Source organism: Paraburkholderia sp. EG304 (assembly GCF_046543485.1).
Classification (GTDB): Bacteria; Pseudomonadota; Gammaproteobacteria; order Burkholderiales; family Burkholderiaceae; genus Paraburkholderia; species Paraburkholderia youngii.
This window is the reverse complement of record NZ_JBKGUA010000022.1, coordinates 1-17,802: the sequence shown is the minus strand read 5'-3', so window position 1 is coordinate 17,802 and position 17,802 is coordinate 1. Positions and strand designations below refer to the sequence as shown.

General features: G+C 60.9%; 14 protein-coding genes and 2 tRNA genes. 4 read left to right on the top strand and 12 right to left on the bottom strand.

The features are described from left to right. Positions 1–92: 92 nt before the first annotated feature. Genes ACLFKU_RS24515 through ACLFKU_RS24495 form a run of 5 tightly spaced genes read right to left on the bottom strand, consistent with a single transcriptional unit; the run spans position 93 to position 4,129 of the window. Positions 93–635: a 3'-5' exoribonuclease domain-containing protein gene (locus ACLFKU_RS24515; protein WP_410850762.1), complete on the bottom strand. Its 543-nt coding sequence runs from the start codon at positions 633–635 to the stop codon at positions 93–95. Beyond that, positions 632–1,795: a hypothetical protein gene (locus ACLFKU_RS24510; RefSeq protein ID WP_410850761.1), complete on the bottom strand. Its 1,164-nt coding sequence runs from the start codon at positions 1,793–1,795 to the stop codon at positions 632–634. Before ACLFKU_RS24510 ends, ACLFKU_RS24515 begins: the two co-directional genes overlap by 4 nt. Further along, on the bottom strand, positions 1,795–2,691 hold the full coding sequence (locus ACLFKU_RS24505) for an AAA family ATPase (RefSeq protein ID WP_217043821.1): 897 nt from the start codon (positions 2,689–2,691) through the stop codon (positions 1,795–1,797). The genes ACLFKU_RS24510 and ACLFKU_RS24505 overlap by 1 nt, the downstream gene beginning before the upstream one ends. Further along, positions 2,691–3,182 carry a hypothetical protein gene (locus tag ACLFKU_RS24500; RefSeq protein WP_410850760.1) on the bottom strand — a complete coding sequence of 164 codons (492 nt, stop codon included), beginning with the start codon at positions 3,180–3,182 and terminating at the stop codon, positions 2,691–2,693. Before ACLFKU_RS24500 ends, ACLFKU_RS24505 begins: the two co-directional genes overlap by 1 nt. Further along, the gene (locus tag ACLFKU_RS24495; RefSeq protein WP_124674380.1) at positions 3,179–4,129 is read right to left on the bottom strand and encodes a CBASS oligonucleotide cyclase; all 951 of its coding nucleotides are present in this window, start codon (positions 4,127–4,129) and stop codon (positions 3,179–3,181) included. The genes ACLFKU_RS24500 and ACLFKU_RS24495 overlap by 4 nt, the downstream gene beginning before the upstream one ends. A 192-nt stretch (positions 4,130–4,321) precedes the next feature. Here ACLFKU_RS24495 and ACLFKU_RS24490 point away from each other — a divergent pair, with 192 nt between their 5' ends. Continuing rightward, positions 4,322–4,642, top strand: a complete 321-nt coding sequence (locus ACLFKU_RS24490; protein ID WP_124674379.1) for a helix-turn-helix domain-containing protein — start codon at positions 4,322–4,324, stop codon at positions 4,640–4,642. A 2-nt stretch (positions 4,643–4,644) separates the two neighbouring features. Next, entirely contained in the window at positions 4,645–5,511 is an 867-nt protein-coding gene (locus tag ACLFKU_RS24485) for an ImmA/IrrE family metallo-endopeptidase (protein ID WP_410850759.1), read from the top strand. 39 nt (positions 5,512–5,550) lie between these two features. Here ACLFKU_RS24485 and ACLFKU_RS24480 read toward each other — a convergent pair whose 3' ends face one another. The 7 genes from ACLFKU_RS24480 to ACLFKU_RS24450 form a co-directional block, all read right to left on the bottom strand. Further along, the gene (locus ACLFKU_RS24480) at positions 5,551–7,341 is read right to left on the bottom strand and encodes a phospholipase D-like domain-containing protein (RefSeq protein ID WP_410850758.1); all 1,791 of its coding nucleotides are present in this window, start codon (positions 7,339–7,341) and stop codon (positions 5,551–5,553) included. Then, positions 7,338–10,607: an AAA domain-containing protein gene (locus ACLFKU_RS24475; protein ID WP_410850757.1), complete on the bottom strand. Its 3,270-nt coding sequence runs from the start codon at positions 10,605–10,607 to the stop codon at positions 7,338–7,340. Before ACLFKU_RS24475 ends, ACLFKU_RS24480 begins: the two co-directional genes overlap by 4 nt. Further along, positions 10,585–10,923 carry a hypothetical protein gene (locus ACLFKU_RS24470; RefSeq protein WP_410850756.1) on the bottom strand — a complete coding sequence of 113 codons (339 nt, stop codon included), beginning with the start codon at positions 10,921–10,923 and terminating at the stop codon, positions 10,585–10,587. Before ACLFKU_RS24470 ends, ACLFKU_RS24475 begins: the two co-directional genes overlap by 23 nt. A 242-nt stretch (positions 10,924–11,165) precedes the next feature. After that, entirely contained in the window at positions 11,166–11,684 is a 519-nt protein-coding gene (locus ACLFKU_RS24465) for a hypothetical protein (RefSeq protein WP_410850755.1), read from the bottom strand. Between the two features lie 223 nt (positions 11,685–11,907). Beyond that, complete coding sequence (locus ACLFKU_RS24460; RefSeq protein ID WP_410850754.1) at positions 11,908–13,194, bottom strand: tyrosine-type recombinase/integrase; 1,287 nt, start codon at positions 13,192–13,194, stop codon at positions 11,908–11,910. 164 nt (positions 13,195–13,358) lie between these two features. Next, positions 13,359–13,445, bottom strand: a tRNA-Leu gene (locus tag ACLFKU_RS24455). A gap of 227 nt (positions 13,446–13,672) precedes the next feature. Continuing rightward, positions 13,673–13,759, bottom strand: a tRNA-Leu gene (locus ACLFKU_RS24450). 413 nt (positions 13,760–14,172) lie between these two features. Here ACLFKU_RS24450 and rnr point away from each other — a divergent pair. Together rnr and rlmB are read left to right on the top strand one after the other, a co-directional pair. Next, positions 14,173–16,668, top strand: a complete 2,496-nt coding sequence (gene rnr, locus ACLFKU_RS24445; protein ID WP_368582790.1) for a ribonuclease R — start codon at positions 14,173–14,175, stop codon at positions 16,666–16,668. Between the two features lie 132 nt (positions 16,669–16,800). Continuing rightward, positions 16,801–17,544, top strand: a complete 744-nt coding sequence (rlmB, locus tag ACLFKU_RS24440; RefSeq protein WP_013089240.1) for a 23S rRNA (guanosine(2251)-2'-O)-methyltransferase RlmB — start codon at positions 16,801–16,803, stop codon at positions 17,542–17,544. Positions 17,545–17,802 lie beyond the last annotated feature (258 nt).

The window sequence follows — 17,802 nt, the reverse complement described above, 5'->3', positions numbered from 1 at the left end:
GCAATATCTGCGATGGCATAGTGGCGCCCCAACGCACGATAGAATGGCATGGTGATGTGCCAGCACATGCGGCAGACCCGATCGTTCCCACGCTATTCTAGGGCTCGAATAGCCCGGAAAAGTTCGGCCTGGTAGAGAGCATCATGCAGCGCATCGTGGTCGCTCTTGAGTGACGGCTTCAGAGTTGCCGCAATCTGGCTGGAACGTGTGCCACTCCAGGTACTCCCGGCAGCACCCATGTACATGGACTTGATGTCGAGTGCAGCGAAGCCGAAGGGATTGCTTCCCAGATAGCGGTGGAAGTAATAGTTCACAAACGACCAGTCGAACGCGGCATTAAACCCAACGAAAACTGGCGTGCCATCACCGCCGGCGACGAGAATTACCCAGTCGTGGAAGGCCTGCATCGCAGCGGCCGGTTCGAGCCCATCGTGTTCGAGTCGGTCCAGCGACAACCCGGTGACCTTCAGCGCGGCAGGGTCGGCGTTGCGGGTGGTCGGCTTCAATTCGCATGCAAAGGTCTCTCCTGGTTCGCCTGCGTTGCAGGCGCCGATCGAGAGAAGGCTGTATTCCCCCGGAATCGGTCCGGCAGTTTCGACATCGACTGATATATAGATTTCGCGCGGACTGGTCATGGAATTAGCGGCTCCGTCGGGACAAGGGTGGGACGGTTTCTGACTGCCTCCCAATGTTTGCGAAGCTCGCGGCGCCGCTCCTCGACACTTCCCGTCGTTTTCCAGTGATGACCGGAAAACGTGGTGATGTCGAACGGGTGCGCGGTGCCTGCCTTCGCCATCAACATGGTCGGCAGGCCGCGACCAAGCGCATAGCCGAGTTCCAGGAAACAGTTTGGACGCGAGCCCGTTATGTCGGCGAGAACAATACTGCTGCGATGGAGCTTTGCGAAAATCTCCTGATCGATGCGGGCGTGATCGAAGGCCTGGTAACCGTCAATCACGGCCATCTTGTACCGCAATTCGTCTTCGATGACGGGCTGCACGACAGTGTCGAAGAATGCCTGCACGTCGTTGAAATCCTCGTGCTCAGGGTTGAGGAGCCGGACCACGAATGCCTTCGGCGGGGCCAATGCCTCAATCAATGCCATCAGGTCATCGACGCTCTCTGGCACGGCTTGCCTGGATGGCATCTCAATCCGGTTGAGCCACCCGTGTGATGACAGCGCGGTGTCCGTCTGGAACAGGCGCTTCGCATTGTTTCCTGCAAGCCCGAAATCAAAGAGGCGAAGCGAGCCTGATTGCGGTGATCCGAGCTTCAGGTTGAGCGGAATCACGGGCTTACCTGCATCATGATAGATGTTGGCCAGGAACAGAACGCCCTCACCGCCGCCCAGGGTGATGAGCATGTCGCCATGCCGCGCCTGCATTTCCATGCGCTTGCTGTTCATGTTCCACAGGGCCGCGCTTTCGATCTGGATCATCGGTGAGCCGCGTAGCGAGCTCCACAGTGCCGCGTACTGTTCGGGAATCTGTGTCTCCGTCTTGTGATGCTTGACCGCGATGACAAGCGGGTTTGGTGCACCCTCCGGACGGGCATGCAGATGCTTGTGGACGGTTTCCCAGACCAGCCAGTCGAAACAGATGGGCAAGCCGTCCTCGCGAAGCTTTTCTGCATCGACGGGGATGACGAACGTCGCACCCATGCGAATCAGTTCTTTCACCAGCGACTCGACAATCGCGCGAGCGCGCCTGACTTCGTCCGCTGACGCGAGCGCGAGATCCCCTGAAATGCTGCCAGTAATGTGGACGCGACGGCCAAAGAGGGCGGATCGGGCCATTACCTGTCCTCCATGATGGGCGACGGGCGCAACGACAAGGCGGCTTCGTGAAGATGCCGGAAGGCGAGCGGGTTGTCCGGGAATGCCTTGGCCATAGCGGCGGGATACAGGCGTGTGCGGATATCCGAATACGTCCACCTCGGCAGTTGCGCACGGGAGCCCGTCACGGCCACGAGTTCCTCAATCTGCTGCTGCGTGAGACCCAGTCCCTCGAGATCCATCGAGAACAGCTCGCGCCGCTCGGCGTCGCCGGGGCGCGTGAATTCCTCGACGACGGCGGCGCGGCGTTGCAAGGCGGCATCCAGCACCGAAAGCCGGTTGGTGCAAAGAAAAACGACTACACGGCCCCCGAAGCGGCGCAGATCGTCGATACACTGGATCAGCGTGTTGACCGCGACCTTGTCTTCGTGATGGCTGTGCGCCTGCGTGCGCGCTGCTGCCAGCGAGTCGCCTTCATCGATCACGAGGATGGCGCGGCGCGTCTTGCCCGCCGATTGCGTCACATCCTGAAAAGCCTGGGTCAGGAGCGTGCCCATCTCGCCGACCTTGCCGCTGCCGCGCACGCGGTTGCTGAGCCTGAAGAGCAGGGAGTCTTCCGTGCGCGACTCCCTGGCCAGCCTGTTTGCGATGCATTCGGCGGTCGCCGTCTTGCCAGTGCCGACATCGCCATGAAAGATCACGAGCGGATACTGTTCGGCGACGAGATCGCACAAGGCCAGTTTTTTTCTGTGGTGCTTTTTGCTCCACTCTGCGAGGTCGCCGAGATTGAGCAGCAGACGAAGCTGGTCATGGATCTGCGTATAACGTGCGTCAAAACCCAGCAGCGTTTTTTCACGCGCCGCGAGACCTGCATCGGGCAGCGGTGTTCTGGCATCGAAAATGGTTGTCTGTGTCATCAGTTGAAATCCTTTCGCTGCATGCCGTATCCATTGCTCATGTAATCGCGGCCGGTACCCGACGTCAGGCCTGCATGGCTCGTGTCGGCATTACTCGCGACCCAGCCAATGCGCAGACGACTCTTCGTCTTTTCCCTGGCGGCCGCGTCATACGCATCGGTGTAGGACAGAACGATGCGCAGTTCCGCACCCGGGATTTCCGGCCACAGGACACCGCCAGGGCGGCTTGAGGACAGATCACCAGAATCGGTATTCACGACAAAGCGAGTCGCCCGGATTTCGACTCCGGCATACAGCAGGGTGAGGTCGACCATCCTGAGATATCCGTTCTTCGCGAAGACTTCGATATCGTGAGCCCAGTTCCGTGCTTTTTCTTCGGTCACCGCTTTGGTGCTTCCCGCGATCATCAGCAGGTCGGCGCAAACACGCCGCATTACTATTTCGATATCGGCAACCGAATAGGTTTCGGTGGATGCGTAGGTCTCGCTCATGCTGACTCCCCGACCGTGAAGCGCGGTCCGAACAGTTCTTTCCAGATTTCGATATCGTCTTCGGTCGAGGCGAACACGGCCGTTTCCCATGCCTCGTGTGCCGCCGCAACAATCTCCTTGCGCTCCTCTTCCGAAATCCGGCTGGCGACATTGTTGGTGTTACAGACGGGATCGAGGATCACCACCGGATCGGAAAAAGTCGGAACAACGCTGCTGTTCTCGGGGAATGTGATGGCGTCCTTTAACCCCGACTGGGCGATGTACAGGAGGAAGTCGCGGAAACGTTTCTCGAGGGTGCCGGCCGTGCCGTTCTTTGCCAGAACGTGCGCCATGATCAGTTCGATCGTAAACGACTTGAGCGGCTTGAGTTCGACGCGGTTGCGCCACTTCTTTGCCAGACGCACCAGCGTGCGAAAGTCTGGGTCCGCATTCTTCCGGTCGCGCACGAACTTGATCTGGCATGGTGCGCACGTCTGCACATGGGTACCATCATGAATGTCGAACTGCCACCCGTAACCTGCGCGGGTAGGGTCTTCGATCACAGGCACGATGTCGACGCTCAGCCCGCTGCCTGCAAAGGTGACGGTCGCTGCCTTGCGCTGGATCTGAAAGTCCTCGACGGACTTGTTCGGATAGAGCTTGATCAGCACGTCGTAGATGGTCTGGCTAAGGCTCGCGAGCGTTTCCTGGCTCACGCTGCGTCCCGAGATATAGAACACCACGTCGACGTCGACCGGGTCCTCCGAGGTTTTGCGCAGGATCGTGTACTTGGCGAACGAGCCTGCCTTGACCACTTTCGTGATCTTGATGTCCGTCTGTTCGTGAAGCTTTTTGCTCAGCGCCGCCACAAGCCGGTCGACCTGTTCGTGATACGCCTTACGCCTGTCGGAAGGCAGGCGCAATACGGTGCTGTCGTAGTATCGGATATCGGTATTGCTCAGTGGCATATGGTCTCCGCGGCGTGCGAGGTTGAGCCGGATCCGGATCGACGCGCTCCTTGCCGGCGTATCGGGAAGTCCAGATCCAAAGTTCGGAATAGCGAACTTTCGTGATCTTACATCACATATTTCGATTGTCAAACGAAAAGTTCGGTATCGTGGTATATTGGGTTCACACCTAATCTGTTGGGAGACGCGATGATGGCGACACGTCTCGGTGAGAAATTGCGGGAGCTTCGAAAGGAGCGGCAACTGACGCTGGAGAAACTGGCCGAACTGGCAGGGATGAGCAAGAGCTATCTCTGGGAACTCGAAAACCGTGAGTCGCAAAGACCGTCGGCCGAAAAATTGACTGCACTAGCCGATGTACTTGGGGTAGCCACGTCGTACTTCATTGAGGAGGACGTGCGCGCGCCTGAAGAGCGCCATCTCGATGAGGCATTCTTTCGGGGCTACCAGAAGCTTGATCCGGAGGCGAAGGAACAGCTTCGCAGGATACTCAACACGTTCAAGAAGAATTAGTGATGGCCGAATCCTGGACGCCGCCGCGTGCCGCGACCCGCCTCGTGCGCGTCACGGAAGCCTTTGCGCTCGCCCACGGCGTCGATCGGTTCCCGGTTGACGTGCCAACGCTGGCACTGGAAGCCGCGCGCATATTCGGATGGAGCGACCCGATTACCCAGGTGGAACCGGCCGATATCCGGGGATTCGAGGGGGCGCTTCTGCCAGACGAGGAGCGCCGGCGCTGGCTGCTTCTCTACAACGAAACGGTCTCGTCGCCCGGTCGGATACGGTTCACCCAGGCACATGAACTGGGGCATTACATACTTCACCGGCTCAGCAGGGAATCGTTCCAGTGCAGCGACGCCGACATGCTGAACTGGTCTCAAGACGATCGCGATATCGAGGCACAGGCCGACCTGTTCGCTTCCTATCTGTTGATGCCGCTCGACGATTTTCGCGCGCAGCTTTCCTCCGGCGCTGATCTCGACGCGTTGAGCCATTGCGCGGACCGGTATGGCGTGTCACTCACGTCCGCGGTGTTGAAGTGGCTGCAGTACACGGACGAAAAAGCCGTCCTGGTGATGTCCAACGATGGTTTCATCAACTGGGCGTGGTCGAGCGAGCCGGCCTTCAGGTCGGGCGCGTTCTTCTCGACGCGCGGCAATGTCATTCCCGTGCCCGAACAGTCCCTGGCGGCCAACCCGAATATCAGACATGACCGACGGGGCGCAGAGATTCGCGCCTCGGTCTGGTTTGAGCATGCCGATCCTCACATGTCCCTGCGGGAAATGAAGATTCACGCCGGGCAGTATGATGCCACGCTGAGTCTACTCTGGTTGCCTCGCGGTGCGGACGTATGGCCTCCCCGGCACCGGGAGGAAGACTAGGCGACAGCAGGCGGCGGCAACCGGATGCCTGGGATGTCTTTACTGCGTGGCAACGGGCTCGGCGTCCTGCGTCAGTTCAGGAAATATTTCCTCGAGACGGGTCAGTACGTGGGCGGCAATGCCCGGTGCGCAGATGTGCACGCCGACTTCGCCGCAGGGGAAGTCGGGGTCCGCTGATGCAGACGCCCAGTTCAGGCTCGTGACGACCAGATTGTCGTCATCCCATGCGACGAACTTCCCATGCAGGGGAATTTTCCCGGCTTTCGCCAGGATCACGCCATTGAGTCGGGCTTCCTCAGCGAGCGCCCTGGCGTGCCGGTTCTTCAGCGGACCTGTCGTGCGCGTATAGAAAACGATCGTACGTACGCCCGGGCGTTCAGCCGCCTTCTCCCCTTGCATTAACGCACCCGGTCTTGCTGTCGAGCCCAGCCGGTGACTGCCCACGACAAACCGCGTCACCGCCGCACCGCTGGCAGTACGTATCAGACGGTCGTGCGCGTCACCTACAACAAGGGCAAGACGACCGCTGCCGTCGATTGTTGGCGTGCGCCGTAGGTCACGGGCAAGCGTCGACATCTCGGTGGCGATATCATCGGACAGGCCACGGCGTCCCACCAGTCGTTGGACGGCCACCGCGACGTCTGCGACGCACTGTTGATCCCGAAGTACAACTGACATCTCGACGGCCTCGAAAGGGGACGATAGCCAGTTGCATGAACCGACGCCTGCAATCCAGCCGTCGTGTGCGGTATCCAGCAGGATCAACTTAGCGTGGGATCCTGTGGTTCTCATATGGACGCGCACGCGGCCCTTCAGGACCTCGTCTTCTCGAACCAGTCGCGCGATAGCGGTAGCTGCGGCAGCATGTTTTCGTTCAGTCTCATCATCCAGTTCAGCACCCCAGAGCAGGTCGAACGTCACGCCACGCCCACATGCGGTCCGTATCGCGTCCATCAGATCGCTGAAGCGCTTGGCGTCGAGGAACGTGGAATGGATGATGACGCGCCTGTGAGCGCGTGTGAGGAGTGACACAAGACATTCCCTGTGCGCCGATCCGCCAATAACGAGATCGGACGGCTCGAATGTGCAGGCATGACTCGTGGAAGTGCTGTCAGGTACGTCCTGTTCGCCCGCGTAGGTCACGGTGAGGTGTTTCGTGCCCGATGGCAATGCCGCAGCCTGGGCGATGAGATCGCGAAGGTTCATGCCTGCCGATTCAGGCAGACCCTTGGGGATTCCGTCGATCACACGCAGCACCATAAACTCGTCTTCGCGCAAAGTGGCGGTCTTGCCGTCAATCGTCGCGACCTGTTCGTCCCATCCCCGGACGGCGATTTCGGACAGGCGGTTCATGTTGGCCTCGTGTGACATAGAAGGGGCGCCGCCTTCGACGTGGATAGCCCGGACTTCGTATCCAGCCTGACGCTCCCGGTCGAGCCGGTGTCCCGGCATGATGCGCACTTCACGCGTTGGGAAAAAATCACCCGTCGCGGCATCAATGACAAAGCTGACGCGCCGTGAAACACGTTTGGGAAAAAATGGCAGGGTCTCGCCGCTGGCCACGGTCCGGAATCCGTATTCGCTTGCGCGAAATGCGACACTGTCGCCGCTCAGCGTGACCTCGACAAGGCGAAAGCGCATCAGGCGCGCGATGGATGCAATGATGACCTGGTGTGGCAGGTCAGCTTCGCGGGCGAGCGTGGAGATCGACCTGGGCTCGCGCACAATCGCCCATAACACAAGTTCGTCAACAACACTCCATGATCGTCCGCGGTCGATTCCGACCCTGCAACTGACCCGAAAGACCGGGACTGCGATCAATACGCTCATAGTTGCTCCTTTAGCGCATCGGGGCTGATCGAGCGGGCGAGCGCGATGTCATTTCTCTTCTGGCTTTCAAGCTTGCGGATTGTCTCAGTCATCAGGGCAAGAAACGAGAGGTCGTGATCTTCCGCGTCCGGGTTGACGGCGCGGACCGCTTCGGCGAGGAAATCGAGGCTGCCGACGATGATCAGCTGTGTTTTGGCGCGACTGAGCGCGACGTTCATACGCCGTCGGTCACGCAGGAAGCCCAGGGCATTGCGCGGATTGTTTCGTACGAGCGAGAGAATGACGACATCGGCCTCGCTACCCTGAAAAGAGTCGACCGTTCCGACCAATGCGCCATCGCTTCGCACGGGTTTGAAATGCTTCAGGTGCTGCAAGTCGCCAGACCTCCGTGATGACAGCCGCTCCTGGATCTTGTCGACCTGCGCCTTGTAGGGCGATAGGATGGCGAGCGTTGGCGGCTTCGTGGTTTCGCGGGCCCGCAGGTGCCGCAATACGTTCATGACCGCGTCTACCTCGGCGGGGTTGTGCCAGCGAGGCTTTCCACGTTCGATTTCTGTTGCGCGGCCGGTCGAGCTCACATGGGGGAAATTGACGACGACAATGGGGGAACACGGGAGCGCGCCAAGCCGGACGACGGGGGATGCTTCCGTCTCGGCGGCATGTACTCGGCTGGCAGCGGTCCGGAGTTTTCCGTCATAAAACGCGTGGGACACAACCTCTGCGATGGCCGGATCCATCCGCCTCTGCTCGGTAAGCGTTTCCGAGATCGGGCGGTGCGTCGGGTTGCCATGGCCACGTCGCTCATCATTCTCGACGAAGCTGCGAAACGGTTCGAGCAGCCTCAAGGCCATGTCTGCCGTTGCTTTCAGGGTGGCGGCATCCAGGGCAATCAATTCGAGCTCGTCGAGTTCACCATCGTGCAGCAGGGAGCCGACGTACTGTCCGGCGATCTGCAAGGCCTCGCTCACAAGACTCTGGTCGCGCAGGATACGCACCATCCGTTCCGACTCAAACGGCGGCAACTGCCGATGGTCGCCAATCAGAAGGCGGCGGCCTGAAAGCATGAGCGGGCCAACCAGTTCCGGTCCGGTCGCCTTGGCTGCCTCTTCGACGATGACCCAGTCGAACTGCTGCCGGGCCTCGACGAGGCTTTCGATGTCCGATGAATTGGCTGTCGAGATGACGATGTTCGCCGCATCGAGTATCAGATGTGAGATCGCGCCGAGCCCGGATCGCTGCTCCCGGGTGATGGTGTCCTTCGCGCGCTCCATGCGACCGGCGGCGTCGCGCAGTTCCGCAATACGCGCGCGAAGCGGTTCCGGTGCCGTTCTCGCGAGCCCGCTTTGCGAAAGGCGCTCCAGATAGTCCAAACCCGTCCGATGGACTTCCTCACCGCTCGTCGGTCGACGCTCGGAGGTGGTCGACCGGACGAGCAGAACGTCATCCTGTCCTGCCTCGGCGAGCGTCTCCCGGATCTTTTTCTGAAGATTGTCGAGTGCATCATGGCCCTGCGCGGTGACCAGCATGCGCGTTGAGCTATCGTCAGCAAAACGGCGTCTAACCACTTCGGTTGCCAGCCTGGTTTTGCCAACGCCAGGGGGCCCCACGACGAAAAACGACGGAAGCGTGGACCAGAGGCCGATCAGCGCCTTCTGCTTGGGCGGGTCCAGATCCAGAAAGGCTTCGTCCCGGCGTGCCTCGTCGCTGAATTCTTCACGGCTGGATCTGCGTACGCGCCATGGATCGGCCAGCATGTCGACGAGGTCAGCACGCGTGTCGAGTGCCTTGATGTTACGCAGTCGCCGGGAAATGGCCTGTTCCGTTCCTGCATCGCGTTCCGTTCGAAGAAAGTAGGGCCCCTGGTTTTCAAGGTCTTCGTCGATCTCAAAGCGGTATGCCTGAATGCCGCGATGTTCGAGCGCTTCGACAAAGCTGGCGACCACGTCGCTGGTTCGTGTGGATCCCAGGCCGGCGGCACGACAGAGTTGCCATTTCGCTTCGGCATCGCGCCGGTCGTCCTCGAACAGCCATTTGAGGGAAACGGCGCTTTCGGTCAGGCCGATCCTTTTTGCGATACGGTCGCGCTCGCTGCCGGGCTCGGCACGCAGGAGCACAGAACGACGGCCCTTGTGTACCTCGGTTGCCAGAACCTGCACGGGATAGACCTCCAGCGCCTTGACAACCGCTTCCACGGTTTGCACAAGCAGCAGTGCATTGCGCACGGTGTCACCCTCGTCGGGCCCGATTGCGTCACGTGCTGGGCTGGCGAAGGTGCTCCAGTCGAGCGTATCGGCGCCAAGCCGGCCACGCGTCTCGCGAGCCTCGCGCGCGTTCGTCACGATTGTCACGGTCTGGATCAGGGCATGTTCGTCGCTCTCGCCAAGACTGAAAGTGCCGTCCCTCAGCTCTGCCTTTCTGCAGACGGCGATGTCCCACAGGGCGGCTCCTTCGTCACGGAAGGCAGTAAGCCTGTAGACCATGGTCGATGTCACCAGCCGGATCGTATCGGTTGCCGGATCGAAGGATCGAGGCACCAGCACTGTTGCGCCGCCGTCGAGGTCGGCACGGATCCAGTCGAGCTGACGCCGGTGTTCATCAACCGGAATTTCCCCGGCAGTTGCCGTGTAGACGGCATCGCTGACGTTCGGGTTCGACGGAACGCAGAGGATGAATGTCCCGGCGCGCGTCGAGGCGGACTGTGCAACGCTCGCGAGCAGGTCATCAATTGCACGTCCGATTGATCCGGCGTCGAGCTGATCCATTCTCGCCGGCCTCACGAGGCGCAGTAACAGCAGACGTTCGGCCGTGTTGAGCTCAATGGCGGGGCTATGTCGCCCGGCGGGCATGACATCGCCCGAGTCCCTGACGATGCAGTCAAGACAGTCTGCGATCATCAGCCCCATCGACTGCCAGTCCTGGGCGAACGAGTAGCGCTCCGATCTGCGTTCAGCGGCGGCCGATCCGACCTTCGCATGTGACCGGTCCGTTGCGTCGGGAGTCAACCACAGGCTCCACTCGAAGCCCCCCAGCCGGAAATCCGGCTCGTCAGCACCTTCCGTCATCACCGCGTCGGGGCCAACGGCACCATGCACGAGACCTTGCGCGTGAACAATTCCAAGCGCTGTGACAAGGCGCCTGATATTGCGCCAGAACAGTATCCGGGCGCGCGGCGAACCGGGGTTGTTCAGCCAGTGCTGACGTGAAGCGCGCCTGAGCATGTCGGCAAGTGGTCGTCCTGTCCGTTCAAGGACCACACCGAAATCCAAGGACCACACCGAAATCGGACTCGTCTTCCACGAACTCCAGAACGTCGACGATTACCTCGCGGGCACCCTCGTACGACATGACACGCTGCACCTGCCGCATTTCGTGCAGCCAGAGCTGTCGGAGATCATCATCAAGCGCCGTACCTGTCTTGCGCCAGAGCTTGAGGTTGCGCTCTGCGCCGGATACCTTTTCCTCGACCTCGAAGACGGCCGGGCGAAGGGCGAGCCGGTCTCCTGGCGCGATGGCGTCTTCGAGGAACTCGAACTTGTGATCAAGTGATGCCTTGTTGCGTTTTACATTATTTTCGCGTGGCATTCTTTCCCCGGAGCCGGATTAACACGGTAGGCATTGTTGATTATCTTATCGCAGCCGGCTGTAGGTGCCGGTGCATCCCGAGCCGCACCGATAGGTTGCCGGCCCTGGCTGGACATCATCGACGCCTTGAAGGAGCATTGCCTGCGGATTTATGAGGTTTGAACGGACCACCGTATGCCGACGGAGCTTAGGGCAATGGATACACCTGCATAGGATCGAGTAAGCTGGGCGAGTATTTGACGCTACCCCAGCCGGCCATGGCGTTCAAGCATTCGCATCAGGACTTTGTTCGCCTGCGTGAAATTCTCCCGCTGATCGCGAAGCTGGTACGCCCATTTGGCGCCATGGAATAGATTGTTGCGCAGCCTCCAGATGATCAGCAGCAGGCACAGAACCTTGTCGCGCGGGTCGTCGTTCGCGCCCTCAAGCACAGCCTGAACGAGGTCGGGATAGTCGGAGGGGCGAAGGTTCAGATAGGGGAAGTGATAGGTCAGGGCGCCATCGGCGAAGTAACGGTTCCGAAAGTAGGCAAGCTCCGCGTCGTAGAGACCAGCTTCAAGCGTACCGTCCGCCGCCCAGGTGTCGGCTCGCTCACGGATGCGGTCGGCACGGGCGAAATTGTCCATGACCTGTGCTTCGAAGAGGGTCCAAAGAAAGGCGAACTCGAAGATGGCGTGGCGATCGGGGTCGGGAAGATCCCGAAAGCCGGGCGCGTGCGCTTCAAGCCACAGCTCGCTCGTGCTCTGTTCTTTGTCGTTCATGGCTCAGTCGTGTCCCATTCTGCGTTTAGCAATCACTCTCCGAGAAGTAGCCCAGCGTGTCACGGTTGAAGTGTGCTACACGGCGACACCTGCAAGCTGCACACTGTCCCGCACGATTGAAGCCAGGGACCCTCAACACCCGGCAGGCCTTGCACTCTGTAGAAGCTCGCGCCGTTGTCATCGAATCGAGTGGATAACGTTGAAGCAACGAATCGCGGCTTCATCAGGCTGCGATTTCGTCGTTGTCGAGCGATTGCGAAGGCGTAGAGGTCGATTGCACGGGTATCCTGTTGACCCGTTGGGCAAATGACTGCTGCTGGGCCGGTTGCATGTCGGTCTTCAGCGCATCAAGGTAGTCGGCGTACCACTGAATCATCGCACGACGTTGCACCAGATACTTGGCGTGGTTGTAGTCGCCGGCAATGCCTTCCTCAAGATGGGCCAACTGGGTTTCGACGTGATCCTTTGTCCAACCGTGCTCGCGAAGGAGGGTACTCGCCGTATGGCGTGTTCCGTGACCGACCATACGGCCCTTGTAGCCAATCTTCGAAAACACGAGGTTGATAGTGTTCTCGCTGATGACCTCGTGCTTCGTCCCGATTCCTGGGAAAACGTACTGGTGACGGCCTGTCAGCTTTTTGAGTTCCCTGAGCGCCTTGACCAATTGCGATGGGAGCGGCGTGACGTGGCTGCGTCGCATCTTCATCTTCTCGAAGGATATTGTCCACAGCGCGCCATCGAGATCAATTTCGGTCCATTCGGCGTATCGGACCATACCGGGACGGCTCGCCGTCCAGATCGTCATCCAGGCAGCGACATAGGCGATGAGGCGACTCGTTGATTTCTCGAGTGCACGCAGGAAATCGGGCAGTTCCGGTTCGAGGAGGTGTGGATAGGGTTTTGCCTTCGGCGCGGCTTTCGCAATGACCTTGAGCTCTGAAGCCGGATTGAATTCGCATTTGCCGCGTGCGATGGCTTGACTGAAAATCTCGCGCAGCCAGCCGCGGGCTTTTTTCGAGACGTTAAGGGCGTCGCGCTTTTCGAAGCGTTCCTGGACGCGGGCGCAGTCTGCGCGCGTGATGTTCACCAGCTTGATGGAACCGAGTTCGGGAAGGATGTCCTTGTCCAAGTACGTTCGAATCTTGTCCAGTGTCGAGGCAGACCGACCCGCATCCTGTTTGCTCCTGTACCAGAGTTCAGCGGCTGCCTTGAACGTGCCGTCGTCGCTGGTGTCCGCCCGCTCACGGTCTATACGTCGTTTCGCGCGCGGATCGGCGCCGTCGGCGACGAGTGCACGGTATACCGCTGCCTGCTGCCTCGCTTTCTGAAGCGTAACGTTGGGGAAGCGTCCCAGCGAGATGCGGGGTTGCTTGCCGTGCAGGCGATAGCGGAAATGCCAGAACTTGTTGCCCTCCGGCGTGACCCAGAGGACTAGGCCGTCGCCATCGGCGACACCGTAGGGCTTTGGCTGGGGCCGGGCTGCTTCGACTTCGCGTACGGTGAGAGGCATGGTGAGTACATTGCGTGGTCTCGAACTTTCAATGTACTCAAAAATGTACTCATCTGCACCTGGCTTGCCGTGTTCGGGTTTAGACGGCAATAAACAAAAAACCCCGCAAATTCAATGATTTACGGGGTCTTCTGGACTTCTCTGTACTACTCTAAACAGCCTTGTGGTGCCCAGGAGAGGACTCGAACCTCCACGGTGTTGCCACCGCTAGGACCTGAACCTAGTGCGTCTACCAATTCCGCCACCTGGGCACGTCTTCAAGCTAGACCGCTATTTTAGCAAGATGATTAAGTTTGTCAATCTCTGCTTCAAACAAACTTGCTTTTCTCATCCGCCTGGTTGAACGTGCAGCGAAGTGATGCAACCGCTACCGAACCACCGTCCTGCTCATCCGGCAATCGAAACACGAACAGCGATTTCGACTACCAGGCCTTACACAAAAAAGAGAGCCGCCAGAAGGCGGCTCTACTTTCGAATCTGGTGCCCAAGAGAGGACTCGAACCTCCACAGTGTTGCCACCGCTAGGACCTGAACCTAGTGCGTCTACCAATTTCGCCACCTGGGCAGGTGATGAACTGCAAAGACCGCCATTATAGCGACCGATTTCGACCTGTCAAGCGATTTGCCGAGCGCGTTTCAACCTCGCTGCGAGCCGGCGCACGACGCGTCCGAACCACCGGCGCAGGCCCGCGTGGCGCCCGACACGGGTGTTAGAATGCCTCGCAGTAGTTCGTTGGCACGATGCACATCCGGTGTCGCGACGCGAGTGTCGACATGCGATCAGCCAGTGGCGCGCCGGCCTTGCGTTGAACGAGCCGAACCCGGGCAGTTTCCTGTGCAATCGCAGTAGAGCAGAAGAGCAGCAAGCAGCAGGTGCAATGACCGAGGCAGCGCAGCCGCCCGACAGATCCAGCCGAGCGCAACTGCGCGCATTAAGCAAACGCCTTCCAGGCCGGACCACATCGCCGACCGACGTCCATGCAACGAGAAAAAATCATCGACAAGCCCTTGAGCAAATTTCCGTATCCGATTCCAAGCCGCGAAGAAATCCTCGGCGTGCTGCGCACGAGTGAAACGCCGCTTGCCGCGAACGACATCGCCGAAGCCCTGTCGATCAAGCGCCAGGAGCGCGAAGGATTTTTCAAGCGTCTCGGCGCGATGGAGCGCGACGGCCAGATCCGGCTCGATCAGCGCAATCTCTATCAACTGACTCATCCGTCGAACTTCGTCGCGGGCCGCGTGCAGGGCCATCGCGACGGCTACGGTTTCCTGATTCGCGACGACGGCCAGGACGACCTGTTCCTGCCCAACGGCGAGATGCAGAAGGTCATGCACAACGACCGCGTGCTCGCGCGCATCGTCGGCTATGACCGGCGTGGGCGGCCCGAAGGGCACATCGTCGAGGTCACGGACCGCGCGAACAAGCGTGTGATCGGACGCCTGCTCAACGAGAACGGCGCGCTGATCGTCGCGCCCGAAGACAAGCGTATCGGCCACGACATTCTGATCACGCAGAACACCCGCAAGGCGAAGGTCGGCCAGGTCGTGGTGGTCGAGCTGACCGATTTTCCGAGCCGTCATTCGCAGCCGCTCGGCCGCGTGGTCGAAGTGCTCGGCGATATCGACGACCCCGGCATGGAAATCGAAATCGCGGTGCGCAAGTACGGCGTGCCGCACGAATTCAGCGAGGCCGCGCTAGGCGAAGCGGCCAAGCTCCCCGATGAAGTCCGCCCGGCCGACATCCGCCATCGCGTCGATCTGCGCGACGTGCCGCTCGTCACGATCGACGGCGAGGACGCGCGCGACTTCGACGACGCCGTCTATTGCGAGCCGGTCAAGGTGGGCCGCGGCGACGGCTTCCGCCTGATCGTCGCGATCGCGGACGTGTCTCATTACGTGCTGCCGCAAAGCGGGCTCGACACCGACGCGATCGAGCGCAGCACGTCGGTGTACTTCCCGCGCCGCGTGATCCCGATGCTGCCGGAGAAGCTGTCGAACGGACTGTGCTCGCTGAATCCGCAGGTTGACCGCTGCGTGCTCGTGTGCGACATGATCGTCACCGCGCGTGGCGACGTGAAGGCGTATCAGTTCTATCCGGGCGTGATGCATTCGGCCGCGCGGCTCACCTACACCGAAGTTGCCGCGGTGCTGACGAACACCAAGGGTCCCGAGGCAACCCGCCGTGCCGCGTTGCTGCCGCAACTGCAGAATCTGTATGGCGTCTACAAGGCGCTGTTCGCGGCGCGCCAGAAACGCGGCGCGATCGACTTCGATACGACGGAGACGTACATCGTCTGCAACGCGCAGGGCAAGATCGAGCAGATCGTGCCGCGCACGCGCAACGACGCGCACAAGCTGATCGAGGAATGCATGCTGGCCGCGAACGTGTGCGCGGCGGATTTCCTGAAGCGCAACAAGCATCCGGGCCTGTTCCGCGTGCATGCGGGCCCGAGCGCGGAAAAGCTCGAGAACCTGCGCACGTTCCTGCGCGGCATGGGCCTGACGCTCGGCGGCGGCGACACGCCGCACGCGAGCGACTACGCCGCACTGATGGCGCAGATCCGCGACCGGCCCGACGCGTCGATGCTGCAGACCATGCTGCTGCGCTCGATGCAGCAGGCGGTCTACAGCCCCGACAACATCGGCCACTTCGGTCTCGCCTACGAGGCCTACGCGCACTTCACGAGCCCGATTCGTCGCTATCCGGACCTGCTCACGCATCGCGCGATCTACGCGATCCTGCAGGGCCGCAAGTATCAGCCGCAGCCGCCGCACGGCGTCGAGCTCAATACCGCGCTGTCGCCGCGCGCCCGCGCAATGCAGCAGGCCGACGAGGAAAAGCGCGGTGCCCGCGCTCGCACGAACAACGTAGCGATCTGGGAAGAGCTCGGGCTGCACTGCTCGGCCAACGAGCGCCGCGCGGACGAAGCATCGCGCGACGTCGAAGCATGGCTCAAGTGCTATTTCATGCGCGACAAGCTCGGCGAAGAGTATGGCGGCATGGTCAACGGCGTCACGTCGTTTGGCATCTTCGTGCAGCTCGATTCGCTGTTCATCGAAGGTCTCGTGCATGTGACCGAACTCGGCTCGGACTACTTCCAGTACGACGAGATCAGGAACGAGCTGCGCGGCGAGCGCACCGGCATTCGCTACCGGCTGTCGGATCGTGTGCGCGTGCAGGTGAGCCGCGTCGATCTCGACGCACGCAAGATCGACTTCCGTCTCGTGCGCGATACGCCGATCAAGCCGCCCGCGCCACGCGGTATGGCGGCGGACAAGGGCGAAGGCGCTGGCCCGCGCGTGCGCGTGTTGCCGTCGGCGGAAAGCGGCGCGTCGGTGCCGGGTCAGCGGCGCAAAAAGGCCGCGCCCGCGCAGAGCGTGGCGGTCAAGGAAGCGCGCGCCGCGCGCGGCGCGGCGAGGAAGCATGGCGTCGCGAGCAAGGCGGCGTCGAAGCAGGCACGCAAGAAGCGCTGAGGCTTTCACAGCGCCGCGACCGCGCGCAGCGGGCACGTGAACGCGTGCCGGTTGCGCGCGGTCTGCCTTTTGGTTTCATCTTCATCACAGTGGCGCGCGTTGAATGCGCGTCCAATCAAAGGTTGTTCAGTCATGGCACGTCATAAGGTTTTATACGGTTTCCACGCAGTGACCGCGCGTATCCGGCACGATGCGTCGACGGTCGAGGATGTCTATTACGACGCGACGCGCAAGGACCGTCGTATGACCGAATTCCTGCAGGCCGCGAAGGACGCGGGCGTGCGTCTGATCGCTGCCGACGAAACGCGTCTGTGGGGCCTCGCGCGCACCGAACGTCATCAGGGCGTGGTCGCGCGCGCGGGCGATCTGCCGCTCGCGCAGAACCTCGCCGAACTGCTCGACGGCATCAGCGGCTCTCCGCTCATCCTCGTGCTCGACGGCGTGACCGATCCGCACAATCTCGGCGCCTGCCTGCGCGTCGCCGACGCGGCTGGCGCGCATGCGGTGATCGCGCCGCGCGATCGCGCGGTGGGACTGAACGCGACTGCCGCGAAGGTCGCGAGCGGCGCGGCCGACACGGTGCCGTACATCACGGTCACGAATCTGGCGCGCGCGCTGCGCGAACTGAAGGACGCGGGCGTCTGGGTGGTCGGCACGGCCGGCGACGCGCAGAAGAGCGTCTACGAAACGGAACTCGACGGGCCGGTGGCGCTCGTGATGGGCGCGGAAGGCGAGGGCATGCGGCGTCTGACGCGTGAAACCTGCGATGTCGTCATGAACATTCCGATGGCGGGGACGGTGGAGAGCTTGAATGTGTCCGTGGCTAGCGGGGTGTGCCTGTTCGAGGCGGTGCGGCAGCGGGCGGTGAAGAAGTAGTTTTCTGTCGTCGGACTCGTTGTTGGACGATTGTTGGCGCCCGGAACGCGGTGGTGGTTTCGGGCGCTTTGTTTTGGATGTGGAGGATGAGGCTGTCTCCGCAGGAGACTCCTTGGCTCATCAAGAAAAGAGGGAGTGTCTGAATTTTTGTGTGCAAGGCGTCTGAACATTTCAGGCGTGGCAGGCGATCAATTTCATTCTAGCTGTTGGGTCGTGTGAAGCGATCCTCGTAGAGGATCGCGAACTGCCGCATGGCGG

Bases quoted from the DNA above. Each gene is read 5' to 3' on its own strand.
- ACLFKU_RS24460 (WP_410850754.1), bottom strand. From the start codon at position 13,194: ATGCCTCTCACCGTACGCGAAGTCGAAGCAGCCCGGCCCCAGCCAAAG.
- ACLFKU_RS24510 (WP_410850761.1), bottom strand. From the start codon at position 1,795: ATGGCCCGATCCGCCCTCTTTGGCCGTCGCGTCCACATTACTGGCAGC.
- ACLFKU_RS24465 (WP_410850755.1), bottom strand. From the start codon at position 11,684: ATGAACGACAAAGAACAGAGCACGAGCGAGCTGTGGCTTGAAGCGCAC.
- ACLFKU_RS24490 (WP_124674379.1), top strand. From the start codon at position 4,322: ATGGCGACACGTCTCGGTGAGAAATTGCGGGAGCTTCGAAAGGAGCGG.
- ACLFKU_RS24480 (WP_410850758.1), bottom strand. From the start codon at position 7,341: ATGAGCGTATTGATCGCAGTCCCGGTCTTTCGGGTCAGTTGCAGGGTC.
- rlmB (WP_013089240.1), top strand. From the start codon at position 16,801: ATGGCACGTCATAAGGTTTTATACGGTTTCCACGCAGTGACCGCGCGT.
- ACLFKU_RS24505 (WP_217043821.1), bottom strand. From the start codon at position 2,691: ATGACACAGACAACCATTTTCGATGCCAGAACACCGCTGCCCGATGCA.
- ACLFKU_RS24485 (WP_410850759.1), top strand. From the start codon at position 4,645: ATGGCCGAATCCTGGACGCCGCCGCGTGCCGCGACCCGCCTCGTGCGC.
- ACLFKU_RS24495 (WP_124674380.1), bottom strand. From the start codon at position 4,129: ATGCCACTGAGCAATACCGATATCCGATACTACGACAGCACCGTATTG.
- rnr (WP_368582790.1), top strand. From the start codon at position 14,173: ATGCAACGAGAAAAAATCATCGACAAGCCCTTGAGCAAATTTCCGTAT.
- ACLFKU_RS24470 (WP_410850756.1), bottom strand. From the start codon at position 10,923: ATGCCACGCGAAAATAATGTAAAACGCAACAAGGCATCACTTGATCAC.
- ACLFKU_RS24515 (WP_410850762.1), bottom strand. From the start codon at position 635: ATGACCAGTCCGCGCGAAATCTATATATCAGTCGATGTCGAAACTGCC.
- ACLFKU_RS24500 (WP_410850760.1), bottom strand. From the start codon at position 3,182: ATGAGCGAGACCTACGCATCCACCGAAACCTATTCGGTTGCCGATATC.